The 17202-nt window shown below is 62.2% G+C and carries 6 protein-coding genes; 3 read left to right on the plus strand and 3 right to left on the minus strand.

Going from position 1 to position 17202, the window contains the following annotated elements; genetic code table 11:
- Positions 1-4: 4 nt before the first annotated feature.
- From ACILSR_RS07150 to ACILSR_RS07160, 3 genes are read left to right on the plus strand one after another with little or no spacing between them, the layout of a single operon-like run.
- Positions 5-6169, plus strand: coding sequence for an FHA domain-containing protein (locus tag ACILSR_RS07150; protein ID WP_395749054.1), 6165 nt, complete (start codon positions 5-7; stop codon positions 6167-6169).
- Between the two features lie 34 nt (positions 6170-6203).
- On the plus strand, positions 6204-7694 hold the full coding sequence (locus ACILSR_RS07155; RefSeq protein WP_395749055.1) for an Hsp70 family protein: 1491 nt from the start codon (positions 6204-6206) through the stop codon (positions 7692-7694).
- A gap of 27 nt (positions 7695-7721) precedes the next feature.
- Positions 7722-8060 carry a hypothetical protein gene (locus tag ACILSR_RS07160; RefSeq protein WP_395749056.1) on the plus strand — a complete coding sequence of 113 codons (339 nt, stop codon included), beginning with the start codon at positions 7722-7724 and terminating at the stop codon, positions 8058-8060.
- Positions 8061-8100: 40 nt separating this feature from the next.
- Here the strand turns inward: ACILSR_RS07160 and ACILSR_RS07165 are convergent, their stop codons facing one another.
- From ACILSR_RS07165 to ACILSR_RS07175, 3 genes are read right to left on the minus strand one after another with little or no spacing between them, the layout of a single operon-like run.
- A complete protein-coding gene (locus ACILSR_RS07165) occupies positions 8101-8712 on the minus strand; it encodes a hypothetical protein (protein WP_395749057.1) in 612 nt (203 codons plus the stop codon).
- Positions 8713-8723: 11 nt separating this feature from the next.
- Positions 8724-16217, minus strand: coding sequence for an Ig-like domain-containing protein (locus ACILSR_RS07170; RefSeq protein ID WP_395749058.1), 7494 nt, complete (start codon positions 16215-16217; stop codon positions 8724-8726).
- Positions 16214-17068, minus strand: coding sequence for a hypothetical protein (locus tag ACILSR_RS07175; RefSeq protein ID WP_395749059.1), 855 nt, complete (start codon positions 17066-17068; stop codon positions 16214-16216). The genes ACILSR_RS07170 and ACILSR_RS07175 overlap by 4 nt, the downstream gene beginning before the upstream one ends.
- Positions 17069-17202 lie beyond the last annotated feature (134 nt).

Raw genomic sequence — 17202 nt, forward strand, 5'->3', positions numbered from 1 at the left:
CGGCATGCCATATCTGGCCTTCAACCTTAATGATGGAAATGAGTTCGTCTTCGACATCCTCGAAGAGCGTCTGTCCATCGGGCGTGAGGCCAGCAATGATATTGTCATCGACAATACCTTTATCTCCAGCTTCCACGCAGAGTTCCTCCGCCAGTCGGACGGCGGCTATGAGATCGTCGATCTGAAGTCGTCCAACGGCACCTTCGTCAATGGCAAGCGCGTCGAGCGCGCCCGGGTCAAAGGCGGGGACCGCATCATGTTCGGCCAGCTGGAAAGCCGCTTCCGCGAGCGTGCGCCCAAGGGACTCGCGGCAGACGGCGGGTCCAAGTCCGTGTCCGCTCCCAAGGGGCAGCCCAGCCGTGAGGATGGCAAAAAAGGCGACACCGAGAGCATTCCTGCCCGCGACAAGGCGGAACTGCAGAAGTCCAGTCCTGAAACCGGCAAGATCGAAGTGACCAAGCCTGTCGTGCAGCGCTCTTCTGGCGATGTGCCGCGGCAGCCGGGCGGAACCACCCCGCCTGTTTCACTCATTCCAAAGCCAACCGCTGTTCCGACAACCGCGCCTCCTTCTTCCGCCAAACCACCGGCGGAGCAGCGGAACGACACCGCAAAGCTTCGCCAGCAGCAGGAGGAGATCCGCTCTTTGGACGGCACCCTCGAGGCCCGCCGCAAGGAACTCAGCCAGACCCAGTCCGAGATCACCGGATTCAAAAGCGAACTCGAAAAACTCCGCGGCCAGGTGCAAAACGCCCGTGCCGAAGTGGAGAACGCAAGGGCGGATGCTGCCAAGCTCGAGGCCAAACGCCGCGATCTGAGCAATCTCGAGAGCAGGCTCGAAACCACCCGCACCCTTGCCGCCAAGGCCGAGGCAGACCTGGCAACAGCGCAGAAGGGGCTGACGACCCTCCACTCAGAGGCCGAGCAGCAGCGCAAAACGCGCGAGGCGGCGATCGCCAAACTCACGGCTGAAGAGTCCGCAGCGCGGGAGAAAGTGGCGGCGATCAATCAGCTCCTGGCCACGGCTCAAAAATCAGAAGAGGAGCTGAAAGCGCAGCGCAGCGCCGAATTGCAGAGCCTGGAGGGCGATATCACCGCCAGGCGCACCACGCTGGATCTCATCGGCGCCTCCCTTGCAAATTCGCATGCGGAGGTCGCGGCAAAGGAGACCGCCGCAGCCAAAGCGGCGGCGGAACTCGCAGCCGCACACGAGAAACTCGGCCCGCTGCAGAGCCAGCTCGCCACCGCTGAGGCAAGGCTCAAGGAAATCACGAAGCAGCTGGGTGAGGCCGAGAAATCCGAATCCGATCTCAAATCCAAGCGCGGCGGGGAACTCAAGGCGCTTGATGCCCAGCTTGCTTCCAAAACGGCCGAGCTGTCCCAATCCCAGGCGGCGCTGGCCCAGGTGCAGGCGGATCTCGCCGCCCGCCAGGCCTCTTTGACCCAGACCTCGGAGCAGACCAAGGCACACGAGGCGGCTCTGGCCAGACTGATGGCCGACGAGGCGGCAGCGGCCCAAAAGCTTGCCTCCCTGCAGCAGCAGTCCGCCACTGCGGATGCCGAGGTGAAACGCCTCACGGCATTGCACGCCGACGCGCAAAAATCCGAGGCCGACCAGCGCGCCAAACGCAGCGCCGATCTGCAAGATCTTGATGGCCAGCTCGAAGCCCGCCGCAGCGATCTGGGCAAGGCACAGAGTGCGCTGACGCAGACTCAGGCTGAGCTGAGCAAGGTTCAGGGGGATCTGGCCAGCAGTGGCGATACCCTGCAAAAGACTCTCGCACAGGTGTCCACGCGCGAAGCCGCCATGGCAAAGCTCAGCGCGGACGAAACCGCCACCACCCAAAAACTGGCCGACCTCCAGCAGCAGGTCACCAGTGCCGAAGCCGTGGTCCAGCGCCTCGTCACCCTGCAGGAGGACGCACATAAGTCCGAAGCCGAACAGCGCACCAAGCGCAGTGCGGAATTGCAGAAACTCGACCTGCAATTCCAGGCGCAGAGCGCAGAGCTCACCCAAACTCAGGCAGAGCTGTCCAAGGTCCAGGCGGAGCTCGCCAAAGCGCGCACGGATTTTTCCGCCCAGCAGGAGGCGCTCAAGCAGACTGCGGAGAACGCCAGGGAACGCGAAGCCGCTGTCGCCAAACTCACCGCCGACGAATCCGCCACCTCGCAGAAACTGGCCGGATTGCAAAAGCAGATCGCCGATGCCGATGCGGAGGTGAAGCGCCTCTCCGCTTTGCAGGCGGACGCACAAAGGTCCGAGGCCGAGCAGCGTGCGAAACGCGGCACGGAGCTGCAGGATCTCGACAAGCAGCTCGACGCCCGCCGCGCCGATCTGGGCAAAGTTCAGGGAGACCTGGCCAAAGCGCAGACCGATTTCGCGGCGCAGGACGAATCCCTCAAAAAGACCATCGAGGAAGTCAAGGCACGCACCGCTTCCCTTGCCAAGCTCAGCACGGACGAGGCAGCCACCGCGCAGAAACTGGCCGGTTTGCAAAAGCAGGTCAGCGATGCCGATGCGGAAGTGAAACGCCTCGCCGCAGCACAGGCGGATGCGCAGAAAGCAGAGGCCGAGCAGCGCGCCAAACGCAGCACGGAAGTTCAGGAGCTCGACAAACAGCTCGATGCACGCCGCGCGGATCTGGCAAAGCTCGACTCCCAGCGCGAGACGAAGCAGAACGAGATCGAGGCCGCCAACGCCTCTCTGGCAAAAGCCCAGGAGCAGGTGCAGCACGCGCAGTCGCAGATCGCTCAGCTAAGCGGTGAGGAAAAGGCCATGATGGCGCGCGTGGAGGAACTGCGCGGCAATGAGGAACGCCTCAATGCGGTGACCCTGAAGCTGGGGCAGATGGAAGATCAGCGCGGCATGCTTGACGCTGCCATTGCAGCCCTGCTCGGACGGCAGCAGTCGCACGAAACAGATGCCGGAGCCGCCGAACAGCGCATGAAAGCGGTGCGTGCCCAGCTAGCCGAACTGGAGCAGCAGCATCTCACTGCCGAGGAAAAAATCGCCGCGCTGAACACCCTGAAGTCGGATGCGGAGGCGGCCTTTGCCCAGCAGGAGAAGGAGGCGCTGGCCCGGCTGGCGGACATTGACCGCCAGGCTCAGGCTACACGGAAGCTCGATGAAGAGGAGCGGCTGGATGCCGAGAAGCGTCACGCTCTTCTGGAAGCGCAGATCGCAGCCAGCGGCACTCGTCTGGCCGAAGTGCAGGCGCAGGTCAAGGAGCTGGATGACAAGGCGGCGGATCTCACCAACAAGCTGGATGATCTGGCCTCCACGGACTCCAGGCTCAATGATGCCACGGAGGCGCTCAAAGCCGTCGAATCTCACAAGGCCGAAGTGGCCGCCGCCGTTGCCGCTTTGGTAAAAGACCGTGACGAGCGCACCCGCGAGCTGCTCGCCGCCACCGAACATGGCCGTGCGCAAACCCTGCTCACCCAGACTCTGACTCAGCGCCGCGAGACTCTGGAAAAAGAGGTGCAGCTCATCGAGGAGCAGAAAACCAGTCTCTCGCTGGAGATGGGCAGGCTGCGCGAGCAGGTGCGCACCACCGAGGCCGAGCTCAAGGATCGCGAGTCCAAAGTCACCGCTGCAGAGCAACGCACCAAAAACCTCGAAGACCTCGCCGGCACCGCGGATCAGCAGTTCAAGACGCTGCAGGCGGAGCACAAAAAAGTCGCCGAGCAGCTCGCGCAGGCCAAGACTGACCTGGAGCAGGCAGTTGCCTCGGCCACCGAAAAGAAAAAGGAGGCCGCCTCCGCTGCCGCCAGCGCCGAGAAGAGCACCCAGCAGCAGCTCACGCTGGTGGAAAAAATCAGCGGGCTGGAGGCCGTCATCGCCACTCTTACCGCCACCCACGCCAGCACCCAGCAGAAGCTCTCTGCCGCGGAGTCGGATCATCAAAATCTGCAGGACCGCCTGGCTGGCAGGCAGAAGGAAATCGCCGCTGCCGAAGCCCGAGTGGCAGAGCTTACGCAGCAGACGGCTGGTCTCGACGACCGGGTGAAGGAACTGGCTGCGGTGAACAAGCAGAGCGCGGAGCTCAACGGCTCCATCGCCCTGGCCACCCAGGAGCGTGACAAGCTGCTGGCCGAAACACAGCGCCTGACCAGGGAACGCGCCGAGCTGGAAGCCGTGCTGCCGGACCTTCGCGGCAATGTCACCCAGACCCGCGCTGAAGCGGACAATTTGAAGGCGGAGCTCGCGGCCCTCACCAAGGAGCGTGACGCCGCAGCCGCTGTGCTGAAAGATTCCATCTCACAGCGCAAGGAGGCCGACTCCGCCGTCGAGGCCCTCCGTCTTGAATCGGTCAATCTCGACAAGATTCTGAACGACAAGCGCGCCACTCTCGAGGCCGAGACGAAGGCGAAACTCGCGGAGGCAAACGCCGCCGAGACGCGTCTCAAAGGGGTGCAGGACCGCATCGCCGCCGCAGAAAAGCGCCTCGCCGAGCTGGCGGATGTGGAGGCACGCATCGCCGCCGCCACCAAGACCCTCAGAGAGACCGAAACGCAGCGCCAGGCTGAAGACAAAGCGCTGGCGGAACTGCTGCGCAATCAGGACAGGCTGAAGAAGGAGGTGGCCGCTCTCGAAGCTTCGCTGAAGAATGAGAATGCCAAGCTCGCGGAGCTGACCAAGACCGTGAAGGCAGCCGAAGCACGGGCGGCCGAGGCTGAAAAACGCACGGACAAAGCCGTGGCCGCTCAGCAGCTCGCGGAGCAGAAACGGATCGAAGCCGATGCCGCCGCCGAAAAGTCGAGAACCGAGGACAAGAACCTGCGCAAACAGATTCCCGTGCTCACCACCGAGCTTGCTGGTATCCAGGCCATGCTGGTCAGTGTGACGAAGGAGCGCGAGGAGGCTTCCCAGTTCGTCACGCGCCTCAACGTCACCACGGACGGCCAGAACAAGAAGCTGGCGGAACTGCAGCAGCAGATCACCCAGCTGGAAGAGGCGCACAAAGTGCGCGAAGAGCGCGTGATGAGAGCGCAGGCGGATGTGGACAAAGAGACCCTGCGTCTGAAAGCGGCGCAGGATCAGGCGCGTGCAGCGGAGGCGCAGCTTCTCGAACTAGAGAAAAGCGTCAAAGAATCCAAGGCGAAATCGGACGCCGCCAGAAAAGACTCCGCCGCGATCGAAGGCGAATTGCGGGAGCGTCTTGACCGCGTGCAAAACCTCAAGGCCGACGAGGAGCGCCTGCTCAAGGTGGTCGAGGCCCAGAAGCAGGCGCTGGCAGACGTGGAAATGTCCCACAAGGAGCTCCACACCAAAATTGAGGCGAAAAAGACTGAGCTGGGGGATTACATCAATGTCGGCGGCAAGATTCTCGGCCTCGGCCAGGCGCTGGCCGGACTGGAATCACGCCAGACGGAGATCAACAAATCTCTGCGCAAAGCCTCCGAGGAGGATCTCGCCATCCAGGTCAAGCTCAATGCCGCCCAGGAATCCCTGAACCGCGAGTCCGCGCGTGCCGAGCAGGCGCGCAAAGATCGCGAAGCCGCGGACGCCGAGTTCAAAAAATTCAGCGCCGATGTCCAGAAGCAGGCCGCCGCCCTGCAAAACTACGAGCTGGAGCAGAAGAAGCGTATCGCAGAGCTGGAAAAACGCATCGCCGACCTCGGCACCACGCAGCAGCGCGCCCTGGGCCAGATTGATGAGACCAAGGCCGAGCTGGTCCGTCTCGAAGGCATGAAGCGGGAGTTCGCCCAGGCTGAGGCGCAGATCAAGCAGTGGCAGGACATTGAAAAACGCCTGCGCGGCCAGCTCGTCGAACTGGAGGAAAAACACGAGGTCATGCGCCGCGGCCTCACCACGGAAGAGAGCACGGTCGTCATGTTTGCGAACGACATCGTCAAGCGCATCGACCTCATCGACGCCCTCGTCGCCCGCTACACCGGGTCCAATGGCGGGGACGTACCCCAGCAGCTCGCCACGCTGCGTGCTTCATTTGAGGACATCTTGCTTCAGCACGGTGTCAGCGAATTTGACGTCGCTCCCGGCACCGAGGTCGATATCGACCTGCGCAAACGCATCACTGTCGTGGATTCGCTTCCCGGCAAGGCAAAGCCCCGCGTCACGGAAAGCTGCCGCTCTGGTTTTATCTTCTCGCGTGGCGAGGGACACGAGATTATCCTGCGCAAAGTGGAGGTCCGGACCTCCAGCCAGTAACATTGCTTCCGGAATCCTTTTTATACACATCGTTATGGCTGAATACGTTGGAATCGACCTTGGCACCACCCTCTCCGGGCTGGCCTACCTGAAACCTGATGGCAATCCTGAAATCGTGCCCAATGCCGATGGCGAGCGCCTGACCCATTCCGTCGTGTTCTTCGATTCCCATGAAGATGTGAAGCTCGTGGGCAGCGCCGCACGTGATGGTGGGGAGCCAGACCGCACCATCTTCCAGATCAAGCGCTACATGGACGATCCGGAGCATCTCGTCGAGATCGACGGCAAGAAATGGACCCCGGCGGAAATCTCCGCGCTCATCCTCTCCAAGCTCAAGCGCGACTGCTCCAAAATCTGCGGAGACATCAACGAAGTCGTCATCACCGTCCCTGCCAACTTCAATGAACTGGCGCGCAAGAGCACCATCGCCGCCGCTGAAATGGCTGGCATGAAGGTGAAGCGTCTGGTGAACGAGCCCACCGCCGCTGCTGTTTACTATGCCCACTCGCAGGGGGTGAAGGGCCGCATCCTCGTCTTTGACCTCGGTGGTGGCACATTGGACACCACCATCCTCGAGGTGGAGGGAGACAACATCAAAATCCTCACCTCCGAAGGCGCCCGCCACCTCGGCGGCAGCAACTTTGACGACATCCTGCTCGAGGCCTACGCCGAGCAGTACACCAAGCAGACCGGCGCGGCGCTCTACAGTGATGAGCGCCACCGCCGCCGCGTGCTGCAGGCCACGGAGGATGCCAAGAAGATGCTCTCCAAGCTCCAGCGTGTGAACGACACGGTGGCAAACGACCAGAACAGCGGCATCGCCCGCATCGACCTGAGCCGCGACCATTTCGAAAAGATGATCCGCGGCATGCTCACCCGCACGGTCTTCCTGGTGGAGCAGGCGCTGGATTCCGCCAAGCTTAAAACCTCGGACATCGACCACGTCGTGCTCGTGGGCGGCTCCACCCGCATCCCCAAGGTGAAGTCCATGCTGGAAAAAATGTTCGGCAAGGTGCCCAAGTCCTGCGGCAACGTGGACGAGTGTGTGGCCCTTGGCGCCGCCCTGTTTGCCAAAAAATCTTCCCGCATCCAGGAAGTCTGCAATGCCAGCTACGGCACCCTGGCCATGGTGTACAATGCGAAGACGAAGGAGGAAAAGCTGATGAACTCCATCGTCATTCCCAAGAACACCCCCATCCCCTGCTCGCGCACCCAGGTCTATCAGACTTCCGAGGACAACGAGCGCGTCATCGAAGTGGATATCACCCAGGGCGAGGACGAGGACGCCAAGTTCGTGGACGTCATCGGCCGCCTCACTCTGGACGTGCCGCCAAACCGTCCCAAAGGCTGCGAAGTCGCCGTGACCTTCAGCTACGACGAGAATCAGCGCGTGCGCGCGCTCGTGGTGGACAAGCAGTCCGGTCGCAGCAAGGAAGTCGCCGTGACCTACAAGGGCGCCGGCGTGCTTTCCGACGAGGAGCTCAAGCGCCGCAGTGCCCACCTCCGTGCCATGCGCATCGAATAATCAGCCATTCATTGAAGGAGCCAGCCTATGTTCAAGATCCTCAAATCTCTCTCCAAGTCGCTCAGCGGTGCCAAGGCCGCCGAAGCCCCCAAACCCGCGGCCAAATCGGCCAAAGAAGGAACGCTGCTGGAAAAGGTCCAGAAGAGCGCTCCTGCTGCAGCCAGGGCCGAGGCGCCCAAGAGCCCTGAAGAGCTCTGCGGCATCACCCCCAAGATGCCCAAAGAAGAGATCAAGGCTCAGCTTAAACTTCTCTTCCGCCGCTACAATCGCAGCGCCTCCAGCCTGGACGCCAAACTGCGCGGCGAAGCTGAGCAGATGCTCGATGCCATCGTACAGATGCGCGAAAAGCACTTCGGCGAAATTTGAGCGACCATCGCGTGGTAAGGCTTTGGCCGGAATCCGGTTCCTAAGCTCTGCGCAGCCTGCGCACGCACAATGCGCAGCCCCCGAGCAGCAAAAACATCGCCCGCCCGGGCTCCGGTGCCGCTGCCACAGGGATGCTGATGGCCGCACCCGAATCATCATAGGACCAGTCTTCGATCACACCGCCGGCTGTGTCGTTCGTGAAGATCACCCGCATCCAGCCATAGTAAGGGCCGCTGCTTGCATCCGTGCTGAAGCGAAAGCCCAGATACCCTTCCTGTCCCACGGCGAACTGACCCACGCCCGCTCCAAGATGCGAGTTCGGATCTCCCGAGCCGCCAAAGCCGGAGGAATAAAACAACCCGCCGCTGATGAGATCCCCCGCGCTAAAGTTCACCACAGGATCGGTGTTTCCCGTCCCGGTTCGCGCTGGTTGAAATGAGGCGCTGTTGGCGATGCCCGCTCCGCCAAAGAAGGGGTTGATGTCCCAGCCTGTGATGGTGGAGGTGCTCGTGGCGGCGTTGTCGATGTTGATATACACGCCGTCAAACGTCGTGGGAATGGCGATGTTTTGCAGGCCGCTGTAGATCACAGCAGCGTGCGCGGAGTGACCCAGAACGAACGAGAAAAAGACCAGGGAGAGGAGACGTTTCATATGGCAGGAGATCAGTTCGCGGTAACCGCGACTCGGAAGAAGCGGGCCTTCTGGCCGTTGACGAAGAATGGATATTTCACCGTGACGACCTGGTAGGTCCCGTCATCCGCGGTGATTGTGGGTGTCACAGTGCTGGACTGCCAGGTGGTCAGATCAGAGCTGAACTGCACCGTGTAGGTCAGTCCCGCGGTGGACTGGTCCTTTAACCGGCAGAAAGCCGCGCGGAAATCCACCCCATTGGCCGTGTTGGTGATCGAGACATCCGGCTGCCCGCGCTTCGCGATCACGCCATTGACCACTTCGAGCTTGCCATTGTCGCTCGCACCCGGATTCGTGCCAAAGGCAAATTCCACGAGGTTGCTTACACCATCGCCATCACTGTCGGTTGTGGCATCACCAGCGCTGTTGCGGTTAAGCCCGTGGGCGATCTCAAACTCATCCGTCAAACCATCGCCGTCACTGTCTGCGGCGCCCTGTTTAATGAGGGTGAAGGTGTCATTGGCCACACCCGTTTCGCGCAGAAAGGTCGCGTTCAGCGTGTTGCCGTTCACATCCAGCACCAGGGAGCCGAGATTGTTCAGGCTGATGAAGTGCGCGGGATGGTTCAGCGATCCTCCGCTGGTCTGGCCCGCTGATCCTGTCACGCTGTACACCGCGCCAAAGTGGTCGCGCGGACCTGTCAGCGGCTTCACGTAGGCGCCGTTGCCCGTGGTGCGGCCATCACCTGAATTCTTCTTCATCGCGGGCGTCAGCGTGGTGGAAAGTCCGTAGTGACCATCGAGCAAATACGAGCGCTCATAGCAGTGACTGTGACCGCTAAGCACCAGATCCACGCCGCCTGCTTCGAGGATCGGCAGGATGTTTGAGCGCATTTGCACCAGCTCCGTCTCAGTGTCGGAATTGTGCGAGCCCTTGGTGTAGGGCGGATGGTGGAAGAAGCAGATGATCCAGGTGCGCGTGGTGCTGGCCAGATCGTTGGTCAGCCATGTGGCCATCGCTCCCGTGGCGGAGCGGCTGGCCGTCATCGAGTCCAGATTGATGAAGTGGATGTTGCCGTAGTCGAAGGAGTTGTAGTGCTCCGTGCCCGAAGACACGCCGCCGCATTCGCCATTCTTCGGCAGCGTGTACACTGAGAAGTAGGGATAGGTGTCCACGAAAGAGGTCGCCTGATTCGTCTCGTGATTGCCCAGGCAGGACCAGAACGGCACGCGCTTCATGAGGCTGCCGTAGATGTCGAAGACCTTGGACTGGAACTCGCTGTCCAGCCCCGAGTTGTACGCGTTGTCGCCGAGTTCGAGCACCAAGTTCGGATCTCGTGCACCAGTCCACGTGTAGAAGGCGTCCCTCACACTCGTCTGGCTGGCGGTGCCGGTGCCCGCGTCACCCAGCACCCAGATGCGCGTGTTCGGTGTGCTGCCCGCCACCGGTGGCGTGGTAAAAGTGTGCGCCGCATCTCCGCCGGCCAGTGTGTCAAACGCGGACCCTACGCTGTAGAAGTACGTCGTGTTGGGAGTGAGGCCGGTGAGCGTGACTTCATGATCCGTCACAGAGGCCGCTTCATCCGCCGTGCTGGTCAGCGCAGCGGCCGTCGCTCCATATTTCACCCGCCCCGCGATGCTCTGGCTGCTGCGCCAGCGAATGGTCATCGTCGTCGGTCCCGCCTGCTGCAGATACGCCGCACGCGTAAGCGTGCCTGAGCCGGGCGCGGCGTTCACAACGATGCTCACAGCGCTCGAGATCGTGATGTTTCCATCGTTGTCCGTGGCGCGTGCGGTGAGGCTGTAGCTTCCGGAAACCACGCTGCTCCACGCATAGGTGAAGGGGGAAGATGTGGATTCTCCCAGCTTGGTCGCGCCGTTGTAAAACTCCACCTTCGTGATCGTGCCGTCGCTGTCACTCGCATTCGCGGCGATGTTGACCGTGGCCGGTGCCGTGAAGCTGTCAGTCGCGAGCGGCGTTGTGAGTGCTACCGTTGGTGCATTGCCAATCTGTGCTCCGACCGCTGACAGCGTCACGTTGTCCAGGCCGATGATCTGGTCCGGAGAGGTGGCCACCGCATTGTCATCCACCCAGCGCAGCAGCAGTGCCGCGCCCGGCGCCCAGCCGCTGCTCAAAGTGAAATCCGTTGGCGCTACGGTCGTGACGCCCACAGAGTTTGGCACCTGCACACCGGTCCCGCTCAGAGTGGGATTCAATGCTGAAATGTTGCTCCACGTGGTGCCGCCGTCGAGGCTGTAGAAAAGCCAGTAGCCCGGCAGTTCGTTCGCCGTGGATGCAGCAGTGTAGCGCCGCATGTCATAGCCGATGCGCAGTGCCGTCACGGTCGTGGCCCCCGTATTCGTCACCTGCCACTGGATGGCCACTCCGGCCACGGACGTGGGCGAGGTGCATAGCACGCGGTCCGTGCTGCTCGCGCCCTGGGCGTTGTAGCCGTTGTTGTTGGCGGCGCTGGGGGCGTTGTTTGCTGTGAGCGCCCCGGATGCGGCCACCATGGCGGCAACACTGTTGGTCCCGTTGCCCGGGATCGGAATGGAGTCCGTCCAGGTGGCGTTCGTGGTGCCGCTGTTGGCATTTTTCATCGACCATCCGCTGGGCGCTGTCGTTCCGCTGGTGCCCATGGAGTCAAAGTTTTCCGAAAATGTCAGCGGCGCATTCTGCACGGTGATGTTCACCGCCGCGGAAGTCGTCACCGCATTGTCATTGTCCGTGGCCTTTGCAGTGAGCGTGTACGCTCCCTCTGTCACGCTGCTCCACACAAAGCTGAAAGGCGCGGTCGTGTCTTCGCCGAGTTTCGTCGCTCCATTGAAAAACTCCACCTTGCTCACGGTTCCGTCCGTGTCCGTGCTGTCCGCCGTAATGGTGATGTTGCCCGCGTAGGCCACGCCACCCGCCGGCGAGGTGATGCTCACGGAAGGGGCCACATTGTCGAGGTTTGTCACGCTCACATTGAGCGCGGCTGAAAGGGTGAACGCACCGCCGTCGTCAATCGCCTTGGCCGTCAGTGTGTAGCTGCCCGTGGAGACGCCGTTCCACTGAAACGCGTAGGGAAAGGTGCTGGCTTCGCCCACCTTTGTGCCGTTGGCGTAATATTCCACCTTGGCCACCGTGCCGTCACTGTCGCTGGCGTCCGCCGTCATGTAGATCGACGCCGGTGCATCAAAGATCTCGCCGGGATCGGGCTCGGTTAGAGCCACGGTTGGCGGATTATTGTTCACAGAAATTGCGATCAGCGCGGAGAGCGTGCTGCTGCCTGCATCGTCTGTCGCCACCGCGCTCAGCGTATGGTTCCCGGATGTGGCTCCCGTCCACGCAAAGGTGAAAGGCGCGCTCGTGTCTGTGCCGATCTTCGTGCTGCCGTCAAAAAACTCCACCTTCGTCACCGTGCCGTCTGCATCCGCGGCATTGGCGGCAATGTTGATCGTCGTGTTCAAACCCACGCCCGAACCATCGCTCGGCGATGTGATGGCCACGGTGGGCGCCGCGTTCGCCGCCGTGCTGAATCGACCCGTCGCGCTGCTCACGGTGTTGATGGTGTCCGTAACACTGGCATACCACTCGTAGCTCCCGCCCGCTTCCAGTCCCGTCCAGTTCAGCGCGGCGCTCGTGCCGCCCGCCGCCACATTCGCAGAGCCCAGCGGGATCCAGTCCGTCACGGCGCTCTGCATGTTGTAGGGCAGCGTGTAGGCCGCCGTCCAGGAGGGCACGCTGTCGCTGGCATTCACCGCCCGGTCCAGCACCGGCGAGTAGCTTTCTACAGTGATCTGGTTGTTTGCAGGCGAGAACGTGTAGATGCGCAGGAATCCACGTCCGCCGTCCACGATGTCCTGGTAATCCTGCAGGATGCTGTAAACAGTGCGCCCTTGATACACGTCGCTGCGCCGGCCCTCCCCATTCACATGGCCGCACAGCATCAGGAACAGGTTGGGATTGTCCTTCAGATTGTCATAGATCGCCTGGCCCTGCGTGCTGAAGGTCGCCGGATTGCCCGTGTTGACAATCCAGTGGCTCATCACGATCGCCCGGCGGTTGGGGTAGGCTTTCAGCAGTGCATCCGCCCAGTCCAGCATGGCCTGGTAGCCGCTCACCGCGCCCGCGTTGTACTCCAGATGCAGAATGATGAAATCAAGTCCGCTCGCGCTGAAAAGTTCATAGTTGCTGTTGTTGTTCGTGCCAAAGTTGCCGCCGTAATAGTTCCGGCCCGCCCACCGGCTGGTGCCAAAGTACTGGTTGAAGAAGGTCGTCGTTCCCGTGCCGCCGCCCGTGCCAAAATCGTGGTTCCCCGGCGCGCCTCCCCAGGGGATGCCATAGGGCCGCAGTGTCGTGGTCAGGTTCTCGATCTTCTTCATCGCTCCGTCGGCGTTGACCCACTCCTGTTCCTTCGTGTCTCCATTCTGCACGATGTCTCCCATGTGGCTGACGAAGGCGATGTTGCGCGTGGCTCGATTGTCCACCATCCACTGCGTCTGCGCATTGTACAGGCCGATCACCGCACCCGAGCTGCCGCCGGAGGCATTGTGCCCCGCGTTCTCCGAATAAAACTGCGTGTCCGGAACGGCGATCAGGCTGAAATCCGCGCCAGCAGTCGCAGGCGTCGTTTTGCGGCCATAGAAAGTCACCGCCATCGCATCGCCCTCTGGGTCGCTCAGAGAGACATTCAGCGTCGTGCTGCTGCCTATTCCCGTCGCATTGTTGGCCGGCGAAGCGAGTGTAATCGTCGGTGCCTGATTGGAATTCGGTGAAACAGTGATCACCACCGTCGCTGAAGCAGTCGTTCCACCTTGGTTGTCGATCACCTTGGCTCCCACGGTGTAGCTGCCAGCAGCCACTCCAGTCCAGTCAAACGCATACGGCGCCGTGGTCGCCTCTCCGACCTTCGTCGTCCCATTGTAGTACTCCACCTTCGCCACCGTGCCGTCGGAGTCAGCAGCCGTCGCGGCAAAGTGCACCGTCGCCGGTGCCATGCCCGAGTATGCAGCCGTCGGTGCATCAAGCGTGATCGTCGGCAGCGTGTTCGGCGTAAAGGAGGCGCCATCCACCCAGATCGGACCGTTCGTCATTGTCCCGGCCGGACTGCCTGTGCCCACACTGTTCGCCACAGTCGTTCCCGTTCCCTCGTTCAAACCGTAGCGGCCGATCAATCCCGTCGCGCTGGCGATTTCAGAATCCTTCGCACCCGCGATCTCGCTCGCGCTGCGCGCATAATTCCACACTCGCACTTCATCGATGCGTCCTGCAAACGCGCCCTCCGCCACTCCTGTCGAAGTAAACGCGGCCCCGATGCCGAAATGCTGGATGGAATCATAGCGCGGCAGTGCGCCTGCCGCCGCAGCGGCGGTGCCGCAGGCCACGCCGTCCAGATACATTGTCCACGTGGCTGTGTTGCCATCATACGTCACCGCCGCATGGTGCCAGACATTGTTGGCGATCGGTGTGTTCGTCCCCGTGATGGGATAGTTTTGTCCGCTGGTGATTCCCGTGGCAGGATACGCTTCAAAGTCCGCCACCAGCAGCCCGCTGGTGCTGATGCCAAAGAAGTAATTGCAGTCCACATTGCTGTTCTCCGCCTCCCCGCGTCCCTTGCCAAACAGTGGCACACCCGACACGCCTCCGTTTCCCGAGCTTGAGGTGATGCCGGTGCCTTCCTTGCGGAACCAGCACTCCAGCGTGAATCCGTTCGATGGCGGCCCGCCCGCATTCAGCTCCGGCGCCACGCCCATTGTCACGTAGTCGTTCACCCCGTCAAACAGCAGCCCGGTGCGGGTCGCATCGGTCAGCACGCTCACAGAGACCGTGCTGCTGGTCGTCACGGCGTTGCCATCATCTGTGGCGCGCGCCGCATAGCTGTGCACCCCGGCGGTCACCGAGGAATCCGTAAAGGTGTAAGGAGACGTCGCATCCGTACCCACCACGCTGCCATCGCGCAGAAACTCCACCTGCGTCACGTTCCCGTCACTGTCACTCGCCGTTGCCGCCAGAGAGACACCCGCGCTCACCGTAGCCGCAGTGCCATTGGCCGGTGCCGTGAGCGCCACGGTCGGGGCTGCGTTTGCATTGAAGGGGGCGCCATCCACCCACATCGGACTGTTGGTCAGCGCTCCCAGAGGAGCGCCCGCGGTGCCCACGCTGTTATTGGCCGAAGTGCCGCTGCCTTCGTTCAGTCCGTAGCGTGCCAGCAGTCCCGTGGTGGCGGTGGTGATCTCGGCGCTTTTGCTGGCGGAGATCTGCGCCCCGGTGCGTGCCACATTCCACACCCGCACTTCGTCGATGACGCCCTGGAATGCACCGGACGACACGCCGCTGGAGTTCAGCGCCGTGCCGATGGCAAAATGCTGAATGCTGTCATTCCGTGGCGCTGCGCCCGTGGCGTTGGTGAAGGACGCGTCGAGCACGCCGTTGAGGTAGATCTTCCAGGTCCATGTGCTCGTGTCATACGTCACCGCCGCGTGGTACCACGTGTTGTTTTGGATGACCGTGGTGCCGGTGATCGGGTAGTTCTGACCCGCGGTGATTCCGCTTACGCCCGCCTGCGCCTCAAAATCCGCGCACAGTTTGTTCGTAGCGGAGTCGATGCCAAAGAAGTAGTTGCAGTCCACATTGCTGCCGTCTGCTTCCGAGCGCCCTTTGGTGATGAGCGGGATCGCTGCGGTCACGCCACCGGTGCCCGTGGAAGTCGTGGTGCCCGTGCCGGTGCGTTTGAACCAGCACTCCAGCGTCAGGTTGCTCGCACCCAGCGTTGCTGTTGCGGCGCCCATGGTCACGTAACGGGTGTCGTTGAATGCCAGGGCCTGGTTTCCTGCGGTCGTCACCGGCAGCGAGATCGTCACGTTGTCCAATCCCATCACCTGGTCCGGCGAGGTCTGCTGCGAATTGTCATCCACCCAGCGCAGGAGCAGGGTGCCGTTGGTGGCCCAGGCCGTGCCGAGCGTGACGGTGGACGGCGCCATCACGCTGACACCGGTCGTGTTCGGAACCGTAGTGATCGTGGGATTCGTCGCGGAGACGTTGGCCCACGTCGTTCCATTGTCCAGACTGTAGAAGAGCCAGTAGCCCGGCAGTTCATTGGCCGTGGCGGGCGCGGTGAATCTCCGCGTGTCATAGCTGATCTGAAAGGCGCTGATGGCAGCCCCGCTCGTATTCGTCAGCGAAAGCTGCAGCGCCACGCCCTGACCCGTTGTGGGAGACGTGCCCAGGCATCGGTCGCTGGTCGCGGTGGTGGTCGCGTAGTTGAAGCCGTTCGTATTGCTCGTGCCGGTGTATGCCGTGGCGGCTGTCAGAGCGGTGGTCTGTGTGCCACCCGCCACACCACTGGCCGGGATGCTGCTCGTCCAGGTGGTGCTGGCGCCGCCAAACGCACCATACACCGACCATCCGGATGGCGGCGCAGTGCCAGCGGTGCCCATGGTGTCAAAATTCTCCTGGAAGACGCCGTTGAAATTCGCCGCCCTCACGCTGGTCACGCAGGCGAGGGTGGTCAGAAAGAGGGCAAACAGTTGCGGGGATTTCATGGGATAGTGGTCACGGTCTGAGGATCGGAGGGGGCGGGCGCAGCCAGCGCCTTTTGCGCCTCTTCGAGAATGAGGCTCATCGAGTGGGAGCCGCGCTCCAGATTGGGCAGCGCGAGGATGCGGTCGCGCAGTGCGGCCCAGGCTTCGCGTGCCTCCCCCTTGCGCCCTGCCTGCGTCAGCAGCGCGGCACGCCTCGCCATCCACGGTTCGGGTCGCGGTGCCTGCTGCTGCATGGCATCGATCCTTTTCAGAGCTTCATCAAAACGCCCCGTCGCAATTTCCATCTCCATCGCCTTCAGCACCAGTGCGGGCACATTCCCCCGTCTTGCGATGCCCAGCTGCAGCACCTCCACCGCCTCGGCGTGCAGCTTCTGCGTGGCCAGTGCTTGCGCCACCTCCTGGTACAAGTCCGGCTCCGGATCGGCCGTGCGCCTCAGCGCAGCGCGGTAGGCTTTCAGCGACTCCTCGGCTCTCTCCATTTTCGCCAGCACTCGCGCATGCGCCGTCAATGCCACGCCATGCTCCGCATGTGTCTGCAGGTAGTCTGCCAGCAGCGCCTCCGCCTGGGTGTGCATGCCTCCTTGCGTCAGGGCTTGCGCACGCAGCAGATCCAGCTCGCTCGTGTCACTTCCCAGCCGCTCCGCATGCTCGATGTCGATCAGCGCCGCCTTCCAGTCCTCATGCTCCAGGTACATGCGCGTGCGCCGCACATAGAGCGTGGAATCTTCCGGCCGATCCTTCAGCTCGATCGCCAGTTCTTCCATCATTTCATGGAACGAACCATGACCTGATGCAAACTGCGTTGCGCCCAGCAGCACCGTCGCGAGGGCGGCTCTTATTCGTGTAAACATGGGCGCCACTCATGGCCATCTCGGCGGGCTTTGCCGCTGCTTGCTGGTCACAAAATTGGCAGTGAGTTTTTCGTCACAAACGCATGTGGCCGAATCGTCACATGGCGTCTACTTGTCTCCTCTCATGAAGCACG

It is taken from the genome of Prosthecobacter sp. (assembly GCF_044222565.1).
GTDB lineage: Bacteria > Verrucomicrobiota > Verrucomicrobiia > Verrucomicrobiales > Verrucomicrobiaceae > Prosthecobacter.

Excerpts from the sequence above, each read along its gene's own strand:
- ACILSR_RS07150 (WP_395749054.1), top strand. The coding sequence starts at position 5 with ATGCCATATCTGGCCTTCAACCTTAATGATGGAAATGAGTTCGTCTTC.
- ACILSR_RS07155 (WP_395749055.1), top strand. The coding sequence starts at position 6,204 with ATGGCTGAATACGTTGGAATCGACCTTGGCACCACCCTCTCCGGGCTG.
- ACILSR_RS07160 (WP_395749056.1), top strand. The coding sequence starts at position 7,722 with ATGTTCAAGATCCTCAAATCTCTCTCCAAGTCGCTCAGCGGTGCCAAG.
- ACILSR_RS07165 (WP_395749057.1), bottom strand. The coding sequence starts at position 8,712 with ATGAAACGTCTCCTCTCCCTGGTCTTTTTCTCGTTCGTTCTGGGTCAC.
- ACILSR_RS07170 (WP_395749058.1), bottom strand. The coding sequence starts at position 16,217 with ATGAAATCCCCGCAACTGTTTGCCCTCTTTCTGACCACCCTCGCCTGC.
- ACILSR_RS07175 (WP_395749059.1), bottom strand. The coding sequence starts at position 17,068 with ATGTTTACACGAATAAGAGCCGCCCTCGCGACGGTGCTGCTGGGCGCA.